Genomic DNA, 17241 nt, shown 5'->3' with positions numbered 1-17241 from the left:
CCCTTCCAACCGGAGCCTCTCGATGACGTCCTCGCGCACCAAGGCCTATGTGGCCTGCCAGGTCGGTGGTTGGGGGTTGTACGTGCTCATCGGCGCCCTGATTTACAGGCATGCGCAGGGCTCTCCGGTGGGATGGGTCATCATCTGCTTGTCCGCCATGCTGCTCACCCACGCGGCCCGTTCGCGGCTGCACCTGCGTGAGTGGGCTTCGCTGGCCCTTCCGGCCCTGAGCATTCGCGTGCTGGCCACGGCGCTGGGGCTCGGGATGGCGCAGAGCCTGGTGGCCTTCGTGGACGGCCTGTTCGTGCTGCGCCTGTACACGCTGGAGGAGGCCTCGGTGCTCGGCTTCATCATCAACGCCAGCTACTGGATGGCGCTGATGCTGATGTGGCTGGTGTTCTACTTCGCCATCCACGCCGTGGAGCACGCTCGGAAGGTGGAGGTTGAGCGCTGGAAGCTGGAGGCCGCCGCACAGGCCGCGGAGTTGCGCTTCCTCAAGGCGCAGCTCCAGCCGCACTTCCTCTTCAACTGCCTCAACAGCGTGCGCGCCCTCATCTCGGAGGACCCCGCCCGCGCGCAGGAGGTGGTGACGCGCCTGTCCTCACTGTTGCGCTATGCGCTCGCTGTGCGCGGGCCGGAGACGGTGCCGCTGGAGCGCGAGCTCCAGGTGGTGCGCGACTACCTGGACCTCGAGGGCGTGCGGCTGGAGTCGCGCCTGCGCGTGCGCGAGGACGTGGAGCCCTCCGCGCTCGGCGTACCCGTACCGGCCATGCTGGTGCAAACGCTGGTGGAGAACGCCATCAAGCACGGCGTGGGACTGACAACGGAAGGCGGCGAGGTGGCCGTCTCCGCCCGCGTGCGCGACGGCGAGCTCCTGCTCGAAGTCGCCAACACCGCCGCCACCACGCGTGCCGCGAGTACGGCCGTCGGCTCGCGCAACGTCGTGGCAGCCGCCTCTCCCGAGAGCAACGGCGTGGGTCTGCGCAACGCCAGCGAGCGGCTGCGCCTGCTGTGCGGCGCGGGCGCGTCCCTCCACCTCGACCAGACGCAGGCGGCGCTCACCACCGCGCGCGTCCGCATTCCCCTTTCCGCATGAGAGTCCTCATCGCCGACGACGAGCGCCTGGCCCGCCTGGAGCTGCGCCGCCTCCTGGCCGCCTTCCCCGACGTGGAGGTGGTGGGCGAGGCCTCCCACGTGGACGAGACGTGCAAGCAGGTGGAGGCCCTGTCTCCGGACCTGCTGCTGCTCGACATCCAGATGCCCGGTGGAACGGGCTTCGACGTGCTCGCGCGACTGGAAGAGCCGCCGGATGTCGTCTTCACCACCGCGTTCGACGAGCACGCCGTGCGCGCCTTCCACGTGAACGCGCTCGACTACCTCCTCAAGCCCATTGAATCCCCGCGCCTCGCCGAGGCCCTGGAGCGCGTGCGCCAGCGTGGCCGCACGTCCCACGCACCTCCACCTTCAACGCACGCACCGGGCACACCGCTGGAGCGTGTCTTCGTGCGAGATGGAGAGCGCTGCTGGTTGGTGCAGCTCTCGCAGGTGCCGCTCATCGCCTCCGAGGGCAACTACGCGCGCCTCGTGCTCGAAGGGCATCAACCGCTGCTGCTGCGCTCGCTGAGCTACCTGGAAGAGAGGCTGGACCCGGCGCGCTTCTTCCGCGCGAGCCGTCAGCACCTCATCAACCTGGACTTCGTCGAGTCGCTGGAGCCCGGCCCCGGCGGCACCCTGGTGGTGCGCCTGCGCGGAGGCCGCGAAGTCGAGATGTCGCGGCGCCAGTCCCAGCGCTTCCGCGAGCGGATGACGCTCTGACGAAAACTGAATGCAACGTCAGTTGTTGCTGATGCGCGGCGCCTTGCCGGAGGTGAGCACCGCGTCCACCGCGGCCACCGAGCCCCGGCGGCGCTTCAGCATGCGGCCCTTCTCCTCCATCTTCTCGTAGTGCTTCATCAGCCCCGCGAGGTGCTCGTTCGCCGTCGCGCAGTGCAGCTCGGACACCTGCTGGTGCCGGCGGCCCAGCTCCTCCCACGTCTGGAGCATGGCCTGGTTGCCCAGAAGCCGCTCCTCGACGCTGTCGAGCACGGTGTCCATTTCCTCTTCTTCCGCCTGCAGCGCCGCGAGACGCGCCTCGGCCTCCGGAGGCGGCGACATGCAGCCCGTCGCCAGCGAGAGTCCTACAGACGTCACGGCCAGCCCGAGCCACTTCCGCCGAATCCCCACGTCGCCTCCCTGGTGTCTCGCGCCGTTCACGGCCCATGCGCGAGACCCAAACTAGGGAGGCCCCCCCGGAGCGACAACCCGGACAAGCACCCCGGGCAGCCCTCTTTTCAGCAGCCGACGCTTCCCGGCCGCCGAGTCTCAGGGGGCCTGACGGTGGCGGAGGATGAACTCGCACACCTCGCGGGCCGCGCCGAAGCCGGCGGGCTTCTGGGCCACGTAGTGCACCTGGGCGCGCACCTCGTCGGGGGCCTCGGGTGGCACGGCGGAGAACCCCACGGCCTTCAAGAGCGGCAGGTCCACCACCTCATCGCCCATGTAGCCACACCGGTCCGCCGAGACGTTCAGCAGCGTCAGCAGCTTCTCGAAGTGGGCCACCTTGTCCTGGCTGCCGAAGTGCACGTGCTTCAGCCCCAGGGACTGCATGCGCATCTGCGCGGAGAGGCTGTCGCCGCCGGAGATGACGGCCACCTCGATGCCGGCCTCCTGCAGGCGCTTGATGCCCATGCCGTCGCGCACGCTGTACATCTGCGTCCAGCCGGAGTTGGGCACCCAGAAGATGCGGCCGTCGGTGAGCGTCCCGTCGATGTCGAAAATCATCACCGACAGGCGGCTCACCCGCTCCTTGAGCGCTTCAAGGTTCTGATTCATTCCGGGCCTACTTCGGAACGGCCTTGAGAGACGCCTTGCCGTCCTTGATGACGACCTTGAACTCCACGGCCTTGGCGTTGTGCTGCTTGAGCAGCTCCGGCACCTGCTTGCGCAGCGTGGCCGCCACCGACTCGTAGGAGAGCTTCGAGGTGTCCTCCTGGCAGCGGCGCTTGGCGGTGACGTACGCGTCGTACACCGCGCGCAGCTTGTCGTCGGACATGCCGCCCGAGCCGCTCGCCGCGGGAGGACGGGGCGCGGCCGCCGTGGGAGGCACCGGCGTGCGCGCCGCCGCCGCGCCGGGCGCCGCAGAAGGAGGACGCACGGGCGGCACCGAAGGCGCCGCACCGGGCGCCTTCGCCGCCATGCCCGGAGGCACCACCGGCGTGCCGCGCGCGGGAGTCCCGCCGAGGGGCGCCGACACCGTGGGCAGCCCACGCGGAGGCGAGCCCGCCACCGGCGCCACCGCCGGAGCCACGGCCGGAACGCCGCGCAGGGGCGTGCCCCCCGTGGCCGGAGCAATGGGAGGCACGGCGGACAGCGGCGCCACCGCCGGCGTACCGCGCGCAGGCGACGTGACGGGAGCGACGCCTGGGGCCACCGCTGGAGTGCCCTGGGTGGACGTACTGCCCGGAGGCGGCGTCGCGGAGGCGGCCAGCGGCGGCTCGTTGGCGGGACGGGGGTGGAGGATTTCCTCCACCTCCTCGAAGTCCATGTCGGAGATGTCCTCCGGCAGCTCCACCACGCCCTTCTGGGCGTCCTTGCCGGTGGCGGAGGAGCCGCGCACCTCCGCGCGGCGGCGGGCCTTGAAGAGGTCCCGCTTGTAGGTGCCGTTCTCGATTTCCTGCAGCGTCCGCATCCACAGCCGCTCGTACGTGAGGTACTTGTTGTGGATGGTGGCCACGCGGAACTTCGCGGCGGTGCTGCGGATGAAGGTGCCCTTCAGCTTGATGAAGCGCTTCTTCAGCTCCGAGTGCGCTTGCGTGGGCGGGTGGCGCTCGTTGCCCAGGAAGTACTGCTCGTAGAGGTTGCGCAGGGCGGCGACCTCCGCCTCCAGATCCTCGCACTCCTGGAGGACGTTCTCACTGGAGCTGGCGTCCGCCGAGCTCTTCCTGGAATCCACCGGCGTCTTCTGGAGGGCGGAGTTCCGGGCGGTGGACTGTCGGGTATCGGGAGGCGGCATGACTTCTCCAGAGTGTCCCCAAGTGGCGCGTGGGGATCAACCTCACGCCGCCGAAGGTGTCGGCCCCAGGCCGCCCGCTGCCTCGCCCGCCCGGTTGCGCCCATGACGGGCCAGCAGCACCGCGCCGAAGGCGAACATGCACAGCGAGATGAACTGGCTGGTGGAGATGTTGTACCAGGCCTCCAGCGGCACCGCGTCCGCCAGCCCGTGCGCGCCCAGCGACTCCAGCAGGCCGTGCAGCGTGCCGCGCTCCACATCTCCACGGAACAATTCAACCGTACTGCGCAGCACGGCGTACGCCATCAGCCACAGGGACAGGATGTGCCCATGGAAGCGGCGGAAGCGCCGCGCGTACATGAGGCCCACGAAGAGGACGAGCTGCCCCACGGACTCGAAAATCTGGGTGGGATAGACGCCCAGGGTGTGGCCGTGCTGCGCCACCCAGTCCGCCATGCGCACCGCGCCAGGGGCCGCCTCGTGGAGGATTTGGCCGGTGGCCTCCACCACGTAGCGCACGTCCTCCGCCTGCGAGGAGTACGCGAGGCTGGACGCCCCGCCCACCTGACCGAAGAGGTCCTGCGCCACGCCCGAGCCGGGGAAGTGCACCGCGGTGAGCGCGTCGGCGGGCGCCACGTCGCCCCAGCAGCAGCCGGCGCTGAAGCAGCCCAGCCGGCCCAGGCACTGGCCCAGCGACACGGTGGGGATGCACACGTCCGCCAGCCGGAGGAAGTCCATGCCGTTGGCGCGCGCGAAGAACCAGCACGCCACCGCCGCGCCGATGAGGCCGCCGTAGAAGACGAGCCCGCCGCCCAGCGAGAGGACCTGCGTCCAGTCCTTCGCGTAGTCCTGCCAGTTGACGAGCACGAAGAGCAGCCGGCTGCCGCCGATGCCGCCCACCAGCGCCCAGAAGGCCATGTCCATCACCTGCTCGCGGCGCTTCGGGCCCTCCACGTCCACCCACGAGCCGTCGACGAGCTGCACCTTGCGCCACTCGTCCTGCGCGAGCCGCCCCGCCACCGACACCGCGGCGATGAAGCCTCCGGCCAGCAGCACGCCGTAGGTGTGCAGCGGAATGCCCTCGCCCTTCGCGCCCGGGAAGGCGCCCGCCGGCAGCGCGTACTTCAGGCCGTACCACGCGAGCGCCGCGCCGATGACGCCGAACGCCGCCGCGCGCAGCAGCCGGTCCGTGGAGGTGGCCGGCGCGCGCGTGCCCGTCTTCGCGTCCAGCGGGCCCACCGCGCCACGCCACCCGTTGAAGGCGATGTACGCCACCGTGCCCAGGGCCACCGCGTACAGCAACAGCTGCGACCAGAGGGCGGCGAAGGTGAAGCGGAAGAGGACGGGGAGCATGGAGGACCTGCCGGAGAGGCGAGGAGTTTACGCCGCGCGAAGGCTACCCTCCTCCGACGGCGGGGCAATGCACGGAAGCGCGCCGGAGCCTGCCCGGCTGCTCCACGTCCGGGCGGGCGCTACGGCTTCGCGTTGGAGGCGGCGGGCGCCGGCTTCTCCTTCCGGACGAAGGCATCCACCAGCAGCATGCCCACGCCGACGCAGATGGCCGAGTCCGCGATGTTGAACGACGGCCACGCCGCCTTGTCGAACCAGTGCGCCTCGAGGAAGTCGATGACGAACGCGCGCGCGAGCCGGTCGATGTAGTTGCCCAGCGCGCCGCCCAGCACCAGCGGCAGGCCCCACAGCGCCCAGCGCTCCTCGGGGGCCGTGCCGGACAGCTTCCGGAAGTAGTAGGTGATGAGCAGCACCGCGCCCAGGCTCACCACGTGGAAGAGAGGCCCGCGCGTCTCGGGCGGCAGGCTGCGGAACAGGCCCCACGCCGCGCCCGGGTTCTCCGCGTAGCGGATGCGGAAGAAGCTCTCCGACACCTCGATGTGGCGCTTGGGACGGTAGTGCAGCCCGTCGAAGCCCTGCGGCGGAGGGGCCGAGTACATCGCCCCGAGGCGCTCGCCCAGGCTCTCCTTCCCATCCATCTGGGTGGTGAGCTCGCGGACGACGAGATACTTCGTCCACTGGTCCAGGACGATGACGCCGAGGGTGACGGCGAGGAGGATGACGTATTTGCGCGGCACGGGGAGGGGCTTACACCACGAGCCCCCCACCCGTCACGGATTGGGGCTCTCCGTCAGCGGCGCGGCGACGGGGTCCGGACGGCGCACGCGCAGCGAGTCCAGAAGCATGAAGGCCACGCCCACGCAGATGGCCGCGTCCGCCACGTTGAAGGTGGGCCACCGCATGCCGGGCTGGTTGCGCCAGTGCCAGTCGATGAAGTCGATGACGTAGCCGCGAAGCAGCCGGTCCACGAAGTTGCCCAGCGCGCCGCCCGTAATCAGCGCCAGCGCCACGCGCACCAGCCGCTGGTCCACCGCCGTGCGCCGGTACATCAGGAAGATGAACGCCAGCGCCGCCAGGCTCACCACGTGGAAGAAGGCGCGCCGCACCGTCTCGGGGAGGTTGGCGAACAGGCCCCACGCCGCGCCCGGGTTCTCCACGTAGCGGAAGTGCCAGTAGTCCTCGATGAAGCGGTACGGCCGCGACACCCGGCGAGGGCCCTCACCGGGGGGGCTGTTGTCCAGGTTCCGCTCGGACACGAAGCCCGTCACGCGTGCCAGCCCCTCCCGTCCATCCAATGCGTTGGTCAGCCGGGACACGGCCAGATACTTGGTCACCTGGTCTGCTGCGAGCACGGTGACCGCCACGAGGATGAGGAGGCGGAGCGGGGCTTTCATGATGCGTCCCATTCCTCTAACCCGCCCCACGGATTCCTGACAACCCGGAGAGCCCGCCCGGCGGTAGGAGGCCCGGCCGCTCTGTCTCCCGGCCAGCGCCCATTTCGGGCATGGTGTCCACATGCCGCCTGTTGAGCCCGACGTGAACAACCCCGTGTCCGACACGCCCCCACCCGCAGCCGAGGCCGCCGTGAAGCCGGCGAAGCCCTCGCTGATGGCCCGCTTCAAGAACCTGATGCTGGAGTACGGGCCGCTGGCGCTGCTGATGAACTACGTCATCTTCGGCCTGGTCATCGTCGGCTTCTACGCGGCCATCCAGCTCGGGTTCCAGGCGGAGAGCACGGGCGCGAAGGCGGGAAGCTGGGCGGCGGCCTATGCCGCGTCGCAGGTGGTGAAGCCGCTGCGGCTGGCCGCCGTGTTCGTGCTCACGCCGCTCGTCGCCAGGATTCCGCCGGTGGCGCGGTTCATCGAGCGCAACAAACACAAGTGGAGCTTCTGACGCCCGCGGCGGCACCGGTGCTCCGGGCCGCCGCGAGAGGTGAATCACGACTCAGAAGTTGGGGACGCGGAAGTCCTTCACCACGCCCATGTGCTGCATGCTGGAGGCGCCGCTGTCGCTGGAGAGCGCCGGATAAATCTCCGAGATGGGCGTGTAGACGCGGCTGTCGAGCACCAGGCCGTTGGCGAAGGTGCTGGAGCTCGTGGCGCCCTTGATGACGGTGGCCTGCTGGTACGGGCGCAGGTCCGGGTCCACAATCACGTGGTCATACGGCTTGGAGCGGCTGGCGTTGGTGCCGTCCTCCCCGTTCTTGTCCGCCGGGTAGGGGCCCGCGACCTCCACCACCTGCTTGAAGGTGGTGAAGCAGGCCTCGCTGCGCGAGTCCGTGTTGAAGTCGCCGCCGATGACCAGGTAGTCGCCCGCGGGGATGTTGGCGGCCTTGATGTAGTTGACGAGGCTCGTTGCCTCCAGGTTGCGCTCGCCGGAGCTGGCCGTGAGCAGGTGCACGCTGATGGCCCAGAGGTCCCTCGGGCCGGGGAGGTCAATGCGAGCCCAGGCGAAGTCGCGGTTCGACACTCGCGGGTCGGTCCACTCGCCGGATGCGATGATGGGATAGCGGCTGATGATGCCGTTGGGAATCTGCGCGCCGGACTCGCGGAAGTAATAGGCGCCCGCTCCGACGACCTGCTCCGCCAGCGAGCGGATGTCCGTGGCCGAGTCGGTCTTGTAGTTGAACTCCTGGATGAGCACGACGTCCGGCTTCACGCCCTGCATCAGCCGGATGCCGTGGCCCGGGTCGTAGTCCTGGCCGTTCCCGCTGGTGAGGTTGGCCGCCATGATGCGGATGTCCGTGTAGCCAGTGCCCGTGCCCGCGTCGGTGCCAGCGTCCGTGACGGTGCCGGCGTCCGTGCCCGCGTCAACGACAGTGCCGGCGTCCGTGCCCGCGTCGATAACGGTGCCGGCGTCGGTACCTGCATCGACGACAGTTCCCGCGTCCGTGCCCGCATCAACGACCGTGCCGGCGTCCGTGCCCGCATCAACGACCGTGCCCGCATCAACGACAGTGCCGGCGTCCGTGCCCGCGTCAACGACAGTGCCCGCGTCAACGACAGTGCCGGCGTCCGTGCCCGCGTCGATGACGGTACCCGCGTCCGTGCCCGCATCATCAATGACGGTACCCGCGTCGCTGCCGGCGTCCGTCTCGCCCGGGCCCGCGTCGCCCTTCTCTCCGCCGTCCGGTCCGGTCTCCGTGCCGGCGTCCTTCGTGTCGCCCGCGTCGGTGACCACGATGACGCCCGCGTCCGTGCCCGCGTCCTCGGTGACGCCCGCGTCCGTGCCCGCGTCGACCGCATCGCACACGTCGCGCGGCACGCAGTAGCTCGCGCCGCCGTCCTCACCGCCCAGGCAGCATGCCGCCTGCGGCGAGCACAGGGCCTGTGGATCACACGCCGGGACGCAGATGGAGCGCCCATAATTTTCCACGAAGCGGCAGGTCTCCCCCGCCGCACAACCGCCGCCGTCCCGGGTGGCATCGCAGTCCGCCCACAGCACGCCGCCGTCTTCCAGCGGTTGGGGCACGACCGGGGGTACAGGGTCATCCTCCCCACAAGAGGCCAACGTGAGGAGTGTGAGCGACATCGCCGCACACAGGAGAGGGGTCAGGGTCTTCTTCATGCGGACGAGCCCGGTGCTTTGTTTCCGAGTTGGGGGGTGATGGGCCGCCGCGTCGGTGCGCGGACGACCTGGTGAGTATAGGGACTCCTCGAGTGACAGTCTTGTGACTTACCGCTTGATTACATGTTTACACCCATGTTTTGCGGGTCCAGGCCCCCGCAATTCCAGATAGAGCTGATCCGGAGGCCATGAACATGCAGCCGAAGCCCGGGGTGACGGTGCGCTTCTACGGGGCGCTGAACGACTTCCTGCCCCCGGAGCGCAGTGGTCAGGAATTCACCTACATGCTCCAGGGCGCCCCGTCGGTGAAGGACCTCATCGAGTCGCTGGGGCCGCCGCACCCGGAGGTGGACGTGGTGCTGGTGGACGGCGAGTCGGTGGACTTCGCGCACCGGGTGCAGCCGGGCTCGCGTGTGGTGGCGTACCCGCCGTTCCACTCGCTGGACGTGACACCGGTGAAGCGCGTGGGGCCGCCGCCTCAGGAGGAGCCCCGCTTCATCCTCGACGTGGGGCTGGGGCGGCTCGTGGGCTTCCTGCGGATGCTCGGCTTCGACTCGCTCTGGCGCAACGACTACGCGGACGACGCGCTCGCGCGCCTGTCGCACGACGAGGACCGCATCCTTCTCACCCGGGACATCGGCGTGCTCAAGCGCGGCGAGGTGGTGCGCGGCTACTTCCCCCGCTCCACCGCGCCGGAGCATCAATTGGTGGAGGTGGTGCGCCGCTTCGGCCTCACCTCGCGCATGCGGCCCTTCTCGCGGTGCCTGGCCTGCAACGGCCCGCTGAGCGCCGCCGAGCCCCACGAGGTGCAGGGCCGCATCCCCGAGCGCGTGGCGGAGCGGCACTCGCGCTTCCAGCAGTGCGCCGAGTGCAAGCGCGTCTACTGGGCCGGCACCCACCAGCAGCGCATGCAGGCCGTCATCGACAAGCTGCGCGATCTGGAAAACGGGGTGTAGGCGCCCCTTGGGCCCGGAGCCCGGGACTCACCCAGCTTCCCAGCGATTTCCACTGCACGCGAATTTTCCGGTGACAAAAGACGTAATTTGTCACTCGGGTGACTCCGTTCTGCCCCAGGGGCTGATCCTGATTCCGGCACGTTAGAATTTTCCAGATCAGGCACATCCCTTGCTCATGACTCCCGCGTGCCCCCCTCCCCCCTCAGGGAGGGCACGAGGAGCCACGAGATGAAGCTTCATCCCCGCGTCCGGCAGCGTCAGTCCCGAGGCTTCACCCTGCTGGTGGCGATGGGTCTCGTCACGCTGGTGACGATGACGGTGATGCTCAGCCTCAACGTGGTGAGCCGCGAGTCGGACACCCAGGCCGACAGCCGGCGTCAGAAGGAGGCCTTCTTCGCGGCCGAGGCCGCGCTCGCCGAGGGGCGCGAGGCCCTCCGCCTGCGGCTGGGCGACCGGCAGACCTACGGCAACGTCCTCTCCACGCTCGGTGCCGCCGTCAACGAGGCGGGCCTCTCCGGCGCGTCGCCCGCCTGGTACGAGGTGCTGCCCGGCAGCGGCACCGGCGGATGGAACTACCTCTCCCTCACGCCGGCCACGATGCCCGCCTCCGAGAAGACCAGCGCGAGCGGCGAGGCGTACGCCAACTACCCCCTCCAGGCGGGCGTGCGCTACCGCGTCTTCGTCCGGGATGATCTCGACGATGGCAGCGACACCACCGACACCAATGGACAGGTGTGGCTGATGGGCGTGGGGGAAGTGGTCAACCCGCAGGGCCGCCCGACGCGAGCCATCGTCCAGGTGCTCGTCACCAACGAGAACGCGCCGACCGCCGGCGGCCCCGGCTGCCTCAACCGCGGCTGCGGCCCCGACAACACCTTCAACAACATCCAGGACCAGCGGTCCCCGGACCTCTCCCTCATCCGCACCTTCCGCTAGCGCCCCCTCGCATCGAGCCCCCTCATGACACGCAAGTCCCTCCTGGCACTGCTGCTGCTCCCCGTCCTGGCCCGGGCGGAAGATGACGGAGCGCTGGCCTTCAACCGGGCCTGCTCGCGCTGCCACGCGACGAGCGCGGCCTCGCAGTCCTCCGCGAAGTCCACCGGCGCGCACGCGCTCCCCGGCCCGGCGCTCGACGCGCTGCTGGGCAACCGCACTCCGGAGCAGCTCCGGGCCTGGGTGCAGGCGCCGAACAAGGTCCGCCCGGAGACGCGCTGTGACACCCGCATGCTCGACTCACAGGACATAGACTCGCTGCTGAGCTATCTGGCCACGCGCTCGCAGCCGCCTCCGCCGCCGCGCGACGAGTTGCTGCGCCAGCAGCTCGAGCAGGAGCTCGCCGCGCGCCGCGCCGAGAAGCAGCGCCAGTCCTCCCAGAAGAACGACGCGGCCGGGAGGCAGCCATGAAGCGCGCCCTCATCCGCGCCGCCGCGGCGCTCACCCTGCTCTCCGCGCCGCTGTCGCCCGCGCAGACGACGACGCCCGCGAAGCTGTGCCAGGACGACCTCGTGCAGGACCGCCAGGCCGACTTCAGCTCCAGCAACCTGGATTTGGACGGCTCCACGCTCGAGGTCACCAAGGAGGCGCCGCCGCGCCTCAAGCTCAACACCAACCTCACCGCGCTCAACCCCGAGCGCATCTACTTCCCCTTCGACCAGCGCGTCTCCATCAGCTACGTGTACGAGTCCGCGTCCGCCTCGCACGCGCTCGGGTACCTGTACCTGGATGACGTGAAGGCGAAGGGCTACATCGACGCCGCCGGCAACCTCCTCGACAACAACAACAACGGCATCTTCGATTTCCACGAGGACCTCTTCAACCTCGCGCCCCAGAGCGGCACCAAGGCCCGCCCGTACATCGGCGCGAGCCGCCGCTGCACGAACACGTTCACCTCCGGCGGCGAGACGTACAGCCAGCCCGAGCTGGGGATGAAGTCCACCTGCGGCAACGTGTTCACCTCGCAGACGAACCTGGCGGACGCGCGCCCGGGCAAGACGTCCACCCTCATCAAGGCGGACCTCATCGGCACCTACCTGCGCCTCACCGACAACTCCACCACCAACGCGAGCACCGGCGACTTCTCCGACGGCGGCCTCTACGCCCGCATCCCCAACCTGCTCGAGCCGTCCTCCACCTCCAACGGCAACAAGGGCATCGGGCAGATGGTGTTCCTGCTCACCGACGACGACGGCGCGAAGGACACCTACGGCAAGCTCACGCCCGTCACCGACATCGACGAAATCGACGACGGCATCCCGGACTACGACGTGTCCGCCTACGACGCGCGCGGCCTGCTCCGCCCCTCCAACCCCAACCCCGGCGTCAGCACCTATGACCGCACGGTGGACCTGGGTGAGGTGAGGGGCGGAAAGGAAGTCGTCTTCTTCCTCATCGTCTACTGGGACGTGCGCCACGGCCCCAACGAGGGCACCACGTACCCGTGCCTGAAGCAGGACACCGCCGGCAAGTGCCTGCTGTTCATGCGCACCCCCATCTCCGTCTTCTTCTCCAAGGCGGCGTGGAACCTGGACCCGAACTTCCTCGACGGCGTCGTGGCCGAGCGCAACATCGGCTGCTCGTACGACAACCGCTGCTACCCCGAGGCGCCCAACGAATACGCCTGCACCGTGGCCGGCACCAGCACCAGGCTGTGCGGCTGGCTGGACGGCCCGAAGACGGACGTGGGCACCACGCTGCACCGCCTGAAGAACGACGCGGCCTACGGCTACCTGGACATGCCCATGGAGAAGGTGACGGTGCCGCGCCCCGGCGGCACGCGCAACCCCATGCCGCACGTCATCGTGGGCGCCCCCACCACGGACCCCTTCCGCTGGATTCTCGGCTTCGAGGACCTGAGCGGCGGCGGCGACCGCGACTTCAACGACGTGGTGTTCGTCATCAACAAGCAGAACGGCGGCAGCACGCGCTCGGCCACCGTGTCCGGTGACATCTCCCCCAGCATCGCGGAGGACTTCGTCATCACCAAGGTGCGCTTCAAGCGCCAGGACGACATCGCCCCGGCGCCGCGCACCTGCGCCGCCGGCGCGCCGTGCTGGACGGAGGAGGTACCCGGCGCGTGCACGGCCATCAACGGCGTGCGCCCCACCATCAACTACTCGCTGGCGGTGGACTGCCGCATCTGCGCCAGCGGCACGTGCACGGACAACCCCAACCCCACCTGGTTCCCGGTGGAGTTCCCCAACACCACGCCGCCCACGCAGCAGGTGGAGGTGGACGTGCTGTCCAAGGGTTTCACCGGCTCGCAGCTCTGCTGGAAGGTGGAGGTCACCAGCCCCAACGAGCGGTGCCGGCCCGTCATCGACAACGTCGACGTGGGCTACCAGGCGGTGAAGGCCGGCGCCTATTCACGCGCCTCGCCCTCCACGCTGGGCAACGCCATCTCCTGGGGCGTCAACGAGACGCCGGGCAGCAGCTGGGGCAAGGGCTGGTCCACGTCCGGCCTGCCCTCGCCGGGCAAGCGCGCCTACGACGGCAACAAGGACTACTCGCTGCGCGGCCGCCTCTACCTGCGCTCGCTCTATGACCCGGAGCTGCCCACCACCACCAACATCAAGGACCGGTGGGACTCGGGCCGGGTGATGGCGCTGGCCATCGGCGACGGCGTGGACCCGCTGAAGCGCAACCTCTACACCATGGACTCCACGGGCGCGCTCACCACCCTCCTCGCGGAGATGGAGGACACCGACAGCACGAGCCCCCTCTTCCCCGACTCGCTCTGCGACCAGTTCCAGGACAACCGCTACCTCTACGACCTCAACAACGACGGCAGGTGCGGCACGCCCTCCAGCACCGTACCCGACAAGAAAATCACGGACGGCACCAACGACCGCACCTTCCTGCGCGAGTGGCTGTACGGCTGGGAGAACCGCTACGCCACGGGCACCGCCAATGCGAAGCGCCCCTGGCCCATGGGTGGCATCAACCTGTCCACCGTGGCCATGGCGGTGCCGCCGTACCTGGACTCGTGGGCGCAGAACACCACGGCCGCGGAGCGGGACGAGTACCGGAAGAACTTCATGGAGCCGCTGGCCGAGCGCCCCACCACCGCCTTCGTGGGCACGATGAACGGCTTGCTCCACGCCTTCGACACGGGCGACTTCCGCCACGACACGCACGACGACTGCGCGGCCAGCCCGCAGCTGCGCGGCTTCTTCAAGCCGACGGGCACGTGCACCAAGCCCACCGCGGCGCGCGGCTACGGCACGGGCAAGGAGAAGTTCGCGTACCTGCCGCGCATGCTGCTCGACCGGTACCGCAACCTCTACGTGCAGTTCCGCGGCTCGGGCACCCTGGAGAAGCCTCAGCTGGATGCCTCGCCCTCGGTGGCCAACGTGGACTTCGGCATCAGCGGCAAGCCCGCGTGGACGCCCGCCACCAGCGCGTCCAGGACGACGGGCGCCAAGACGGTGCTGGTGTCCGCGTCCGGCAAGAACAGCCCCGCCGTCTTCGCGCTCGACATCACCAACCCCGCGAACTCCTGGTACCCGCTGCCCCTGTGGGAATTCAACCTGAGAGACCCGTCCATCGACCTGGCCTTCTTCGTGGCGAAGTACTCCAACTCCTCGGTGACGTACCCGGACAACTCCGGCTCGCGGCACGCGCCGTCGGTGGCCCGGCTGGCCTGGGGCACGAGCACCACGGGCATGTGGACGGCCGTCGTGGGCACCGACTACGTGCCCTCGAGCCCGACGCGCGCGGGCGCGCTGTACCTCATCGACATGAAGACGGGGAAGCCGCTCAACTACGGCACCAGCACCGCGGGCGCCCTGGCCGGCATCATCGCCCTGGACGCGGGCTCCGGCATCGGCGCGGAGAGCGCGCTGGTGGACCTGAACCAGGACGGCACCTACGACGTCATCTACGTCCCCACCACCGCGGGCAACGTGTACCGCATCAACCTGGGCTCGGTGGACACCACGAAGCCGCTGGGCCGCAAGGTGAGCACGTGCAAGGTGGCCAGCGCGCCGGTGGCCGTCTCCGAGCGCTCCACCGTCACGCCGAAGCAGGACGCCAGCTACCAGCAAATCCATTCCAACCTCGGCGTGAAGGTGCTCCGCGACAGCGGCAGCCCGAAGGTGCAGTTCTACTTCGGCACCGGTGACAACCCGGACGAGTACAGCGACGGGCCGGCGGACAAGAGCAGCTACCGGTACCACCTGCTGGGCTTCGAGGACGCGGACCCGGCGGGCGCCAAGGGCTGCAAGCTGCTGGACCCCCTGTGGGTGAAGCCGCTGGACGCGGGGCAGACGGTGTGGGGCGGCGTGGCGCTGACGAAGGACACCGTCTACGCCACCACGGCGGTGGGCCGCGCCGCGGACATCTGCAACCTGAGCGACACGGAGAGCGGCAAGCTCTACGAGGCGGGCCAGGCGTCCAGTTCCCTGAAGGGCACCGCGCTGGGCGGCCACGGCATCAACGCGCCGGTGGTGCACGACCAGCACCTGTTCGTGCTCACCGCCACCGGAGACATGCAGATGGTGGGCGGCGACACCTGGAACAACGGCACGGCCGGCTCCGGCGCGGCCCGCTCGCGAATCCTCATCTACGACCCCATCGAAGACGGAAGGCTGCCCAAATGAAGCGCCCGGGTTTCCGCAAGCACCGGGGCATCACCCTGCTGGAGGTGCTGACCAGCATGACGGTGCTCCTCATGGGCATCACCGCCGCGCTGACGGTGGTGCGCCAGACGACGCACACCAACCGCCGCACCCTCACCGCCATGCAGGCGCAGCTCATCGCCGAGCAGGCGCTGGAGAACATCACCGCCATGGGCTGCTCGGCCAACCCGCCCTGCGGCAACCTGGCCGCCCAGGACAACCGCCGCTACACGGTGTGGCAGACGGCCGCCGGAGAGCTGCGTGAGACGGCGCCCCCCGCAAGCGTCACCGCCCGCGCGTACGAGGTGGCGGTGGACGTGGACAGCGCCATGATTCCGGGCTCCATCGAGAACAACTCGGCGGGCGCGCCCGCGGTGAACCGCGGCCTCGTCAATGGCGTGGCGGGCAGCCTGGGCAACGTGGCCAACGTGCGCGTCTCCGTGAGCTGGCGCGAGACGGCGGCCTCGCCCCGGCAGGTGGTGGTCCTCCAGACGAGGATGGCGCCATGAAGCGCATGGACCGGAAGGCCCGCGGCGTCACGCTGCTGGAGGTGATGATTTCGAGCGTCATCGGCATCATCGTGCTCGGCATCGCGATGAGCGGGGCGATACAGCTCCAGAAGCGCGCCGTCTTCGAGGAGCAGACGATGATGGCCCAGGTGACGGGCCGCGCGGCGAAGGACCTCATCGCCGCCAACATCATGCGCGCGGGCCTGGGCATGGGCAACGCGCCCATCACCTTCGCGGACGGCGACCAGCGCTACGCCATCACCGTGTGGACGGAGCCGGACCTGTCGCAGAACCAGCTCCCCACCTTCACGGCGGACGCGACGTTCGCCCTGCCGCCCTCGGGCACGCCGTACGCGGCGATGCGCTCGGACGCGCTGCAGCTCTACTGGGGCAACACTCGCTCCATGATTGTCATGGAGGCGTGCGGCGCCAGCGACATGTACATCCGCGAGGGGAACTCAGCCACGTTCTGCACCGTGGACAACCCGCCCACCACGCTGGACCCGCCTCCCGGGGAGCGCACGCCAGCCATCATCGTGAACCCGGCGGGCAACGTGGCGTGCCACCTCCAAATCACCCGCGTGATGGATGCCAACGGCAAGTTCAACGCGAACCCCGGCAGCTCCCACGGTGAAACGAACGGCGGCCCCTGCGGGGACGCGAAGGACTCAATCTGGACGAACAGCGGCTGGATAACCATGGGCACCGAGGGCGCGGGCTACCGGGTGAACTGGGCCAGCGGCACGCCGACGCTGGAGACACGGGGGGTGGATGACGCCACGTGGACGGTGGTGAGCCGCGACGTGGAGCGGATGAAGGTTCGCCAGGCAGTGGTGGACCTGGCCTCGCCCGAGGCGGCGTACCGGTGGTTTCCGGACGCGACGGCCGGAAGGCCCGCCATCGACAAGTGCACGCGGGCGACGTGCACGGCGGACACGGGGAGCAACCCGTCATCGGACGCGGAGCTGCGGCAGATGCTCCAGCAGCGCGTGCGCGAGGTGGAGGTGACGCTGGTCATCCGCACGCGGCGCGCGGACGTGTCGGCCGTCCGGCCGGGCGCGGCCGTGCGGTACGACGAGGAAGGCTTTCCGGTGGATGGCTTCAAGCGGCGGACCGTCACCTTCCGGGTGACGCCGAGGAACTTCTCCGCGGGCGGGCTGGTGTCCGGCTCGTCGGGCAACGCGACGGAGACCTGA

General features: G+C 69.5%; 16 protein-coding genes. 9 read left to right on the top strand and 7 right to left on the bottom strand.

Annotated elements, in window-relative coordinates; genetic code table 11:
- The first annotated feature begins 22 nt into the window (after positions 1-22).
- Positions 23-1096 (top strand): sensor histidine kinase, encoded by a 1074-nt coding sequence (locus ACVTJA_RS03045; protein WP_465833643.1) that lies wholly within the window; start codon positions 23-25, stop codon positions 1094-1096.
- Positions 1093-1815, top strand: a complete 723-nt coding sequence (locus ACVTJA_RS03040; RefSeq protein WP_465833642.1) for a LytR/AlgR family response regulator transcription factor — start codon at positions 1093-1095, stop codon at positions 1813-1815. The genes ACVTJA_RS03045 and ACVTJA_RS03040 overlap by 4 nt, the downstream gene beginning before the upstream one ends.
- Positions 1816-1833: 18 nt before the next feature.
- Here the strand turns inward: ACVTJA_RS03040 and ACVTJA_RS03035 are convergent, their stop codons facing one another.
- The 6 genes from ACVTJA_RS03035 to lspA (ACVTJA_RS03010) form a co-directional block, all read right to left on the bottom strand.
- Positions 1834-2223, bottom strand: coding sequence for a hypothetical protein (locus ACVTJA_RS03035; RefSeq protein ID WP_465833641.1), 390 nt, complete (start codon positions 2221-2223; stop codon positions 1834-1836).
- Between the two features lie 138 nt (positions 2224-2361).
- On the bottom strand, positions 2362-2871 hold the full coding sequence (locus tag ACVTJA_RS03030) for a KdsC family phosphatase (RefSeq protein ID WP_465833639.1): 510 nt from the start codon (positions 2869-2871) through the stop codon (positions 2362-2364).
- Positions 2872-2878: 7 nt separating this feature from the next.
- Positions 2879-4051: an MXAN_5187 C-terminal domain-containing protein gene (locus ACVTJA_RS03025; protein ID WP_465833637.1), complete on the bottom strand. Its 1173-nt coding sequence runs from the start codon at positions 4049-4051 to the stop codon at positions 2879-2881.
- A gap of 42 nt (positions 4052-4093) precedes the next feature.
- Positions 4094-5401 carry a prolipoprotein diacylglyceryl transferase gene (locus tag ACVTJA_RS03020; protein WP_465833635.1) on the bottom strand — a complete coding sequence of 436 codons (1308 nt, stop codon included), beginning with the start codon at positions 5399-5401 and terminating at the stop codon, positions 4094-4096.
- Positions 5402-5520: 119 nt separating this feature from the next.
- Positions 5521-6135, bottom strand: a complete 615-nt coding sequence (gene lspA, locus ACVTJA_RS03015; protein WP_465833633.1) for a signal peptidase II — start codon at positions 6133-6135, stop codon at positions 5521-5523.
- A gap of 33 nt (positions 6136-6168) precedes the next feature.
- A complete protein-coding gene (gene lspA / locus ACVTJA_RS03010) occupies positions 6169-6792 on the bottom strand; it encodes a signal peptidase II (RefSeq protein ID WP_465833631.1) in 624 nt (207 codons plus the stop codon).
- A gap of 121 nt (positions 6793-6913) precedes the next feature.
- Here lspA (ACVTJA_RS03010) and ACVTJA_RS03005 point away from each other — a divergent pair, with 121 nt between their 5' ends.
- Positions 6914-7291 carry a hypothetical protein gene (locus ACVTJA_RS03005; RefSeq protein WP_465833629.1) on the top strand — a complete coding sequence of 126 codons (378 nt, stop codon included), beginning with the start codon at positions 6914-6916 and terminating at the stop codon, positions 7289-7291.
- 51 nt (positions 7292-7342) lie between these two features.
- Here the strand turns inward: ACVTJA_RS03005 and ACVTJA_RS03000 are convergent, their stop codons facing one another.
- Positions 7343-8773, bottom strand: coding sequence for an endonuclease/exonuclease/phosphatase family protein (locus ACVTJA_RS03000; protein ID WP_465833628.1), 1431 nt, complete (start codon positions 8771-8773; stop codon positions 7343-7345).
- A gap of 386 nt (positions 8774-9159) precedes the next feature.
- On the opposite strand from ACVTJA_RS03000, the gene ACVTJA_RS02995 reads away from it, so the two are divergent.
- The 6 genes from ACVTJA_RS02995 to ACVTJA_RS02970 all read left to right on the top strand — a co-directional run bounded on the left by ACVTJA_RS02995 (position 9160) and on the right by ACVTJA_RS02970 (position 17241).
- Positions 9160-9921, top strand: coding sequence for a Mut7-C RNAse domain-containing protein (locus tag ACVTJA_RS02995; RefSeq protein WP_465833627.1), 762 nt, complete (start codon positions 9160-9162; stop codon positions 9919-9921).
- A 228-nt stretch (positions 9922-10149) separates the two neighbouring features.
- A complete protein-coding gene (locus ACVTJA_RS02990; protein WP_465833625.1) occupies positions 10150-10857 on the top strand; it encodes a hypothetical protein in 708 nt (235 codons plus the stop codon).
- A 24-nt stretch (positions 10858-10881) separates the two neighbouring features.
- The gene (locus ACVTJA_RS02985; RefSeq protein WP_465833623.1) at positions 10882-11325 is read left to right on the top strand and encodes a c-type cytochrome; all 444 of its coding nucleotides are present in this window, start codon (positions 10882-10884) and stop codon (positions 11323-11325) included.
- Positions 11322-15518, top strand: a complete 4197-nt coding sequence (locus ACVTJA_RS02980) for a PilC/PilY family type IV pilus protein (RefSeq protein WP_465833621.1) — start codon at positions 11322-11324, stop codon at positions 15516-15518. The genes ACVTJA_RS02985 and ACVTJA_RS02980 overlap by 4 nt, the downstream gene beginning before the upstream one ends.
- Complete coding sequence (locus tag ACVTJA_RS02975; protein WP_465833619.1) at positions 15515-16045, top strand: type IV pilus modification PilV family protein; 531 nt, start codon at positions 15515-15517, stop codon at positions 16043-16045. Before ACVTJA_RS02980 ends, ACVTJA_RS02975 begins: the two co-directional genes overlap by 4 nt.
- Entirely contained in the window at positions 16042-17241 is a 1200-nt protein-coding gene (locus tag ACVTJA_RS02970; protein WP_465833617.1) for a PilW family protein, read from the top strand. Before ACVTJA_RS02975 ends, ACVTJA_RS02970 begins: the two co-directional genes overlap by 4 nt.

The sequence above is a fragment of the Pyxidicoccus sp. M6 genome, from assembly GCF_055568925.1.
The sequence above is the reverse complement of the archived record's forward strand: the minus strand, read 5'-3'. Positions and strand labels throughout refer to the sequence as shown.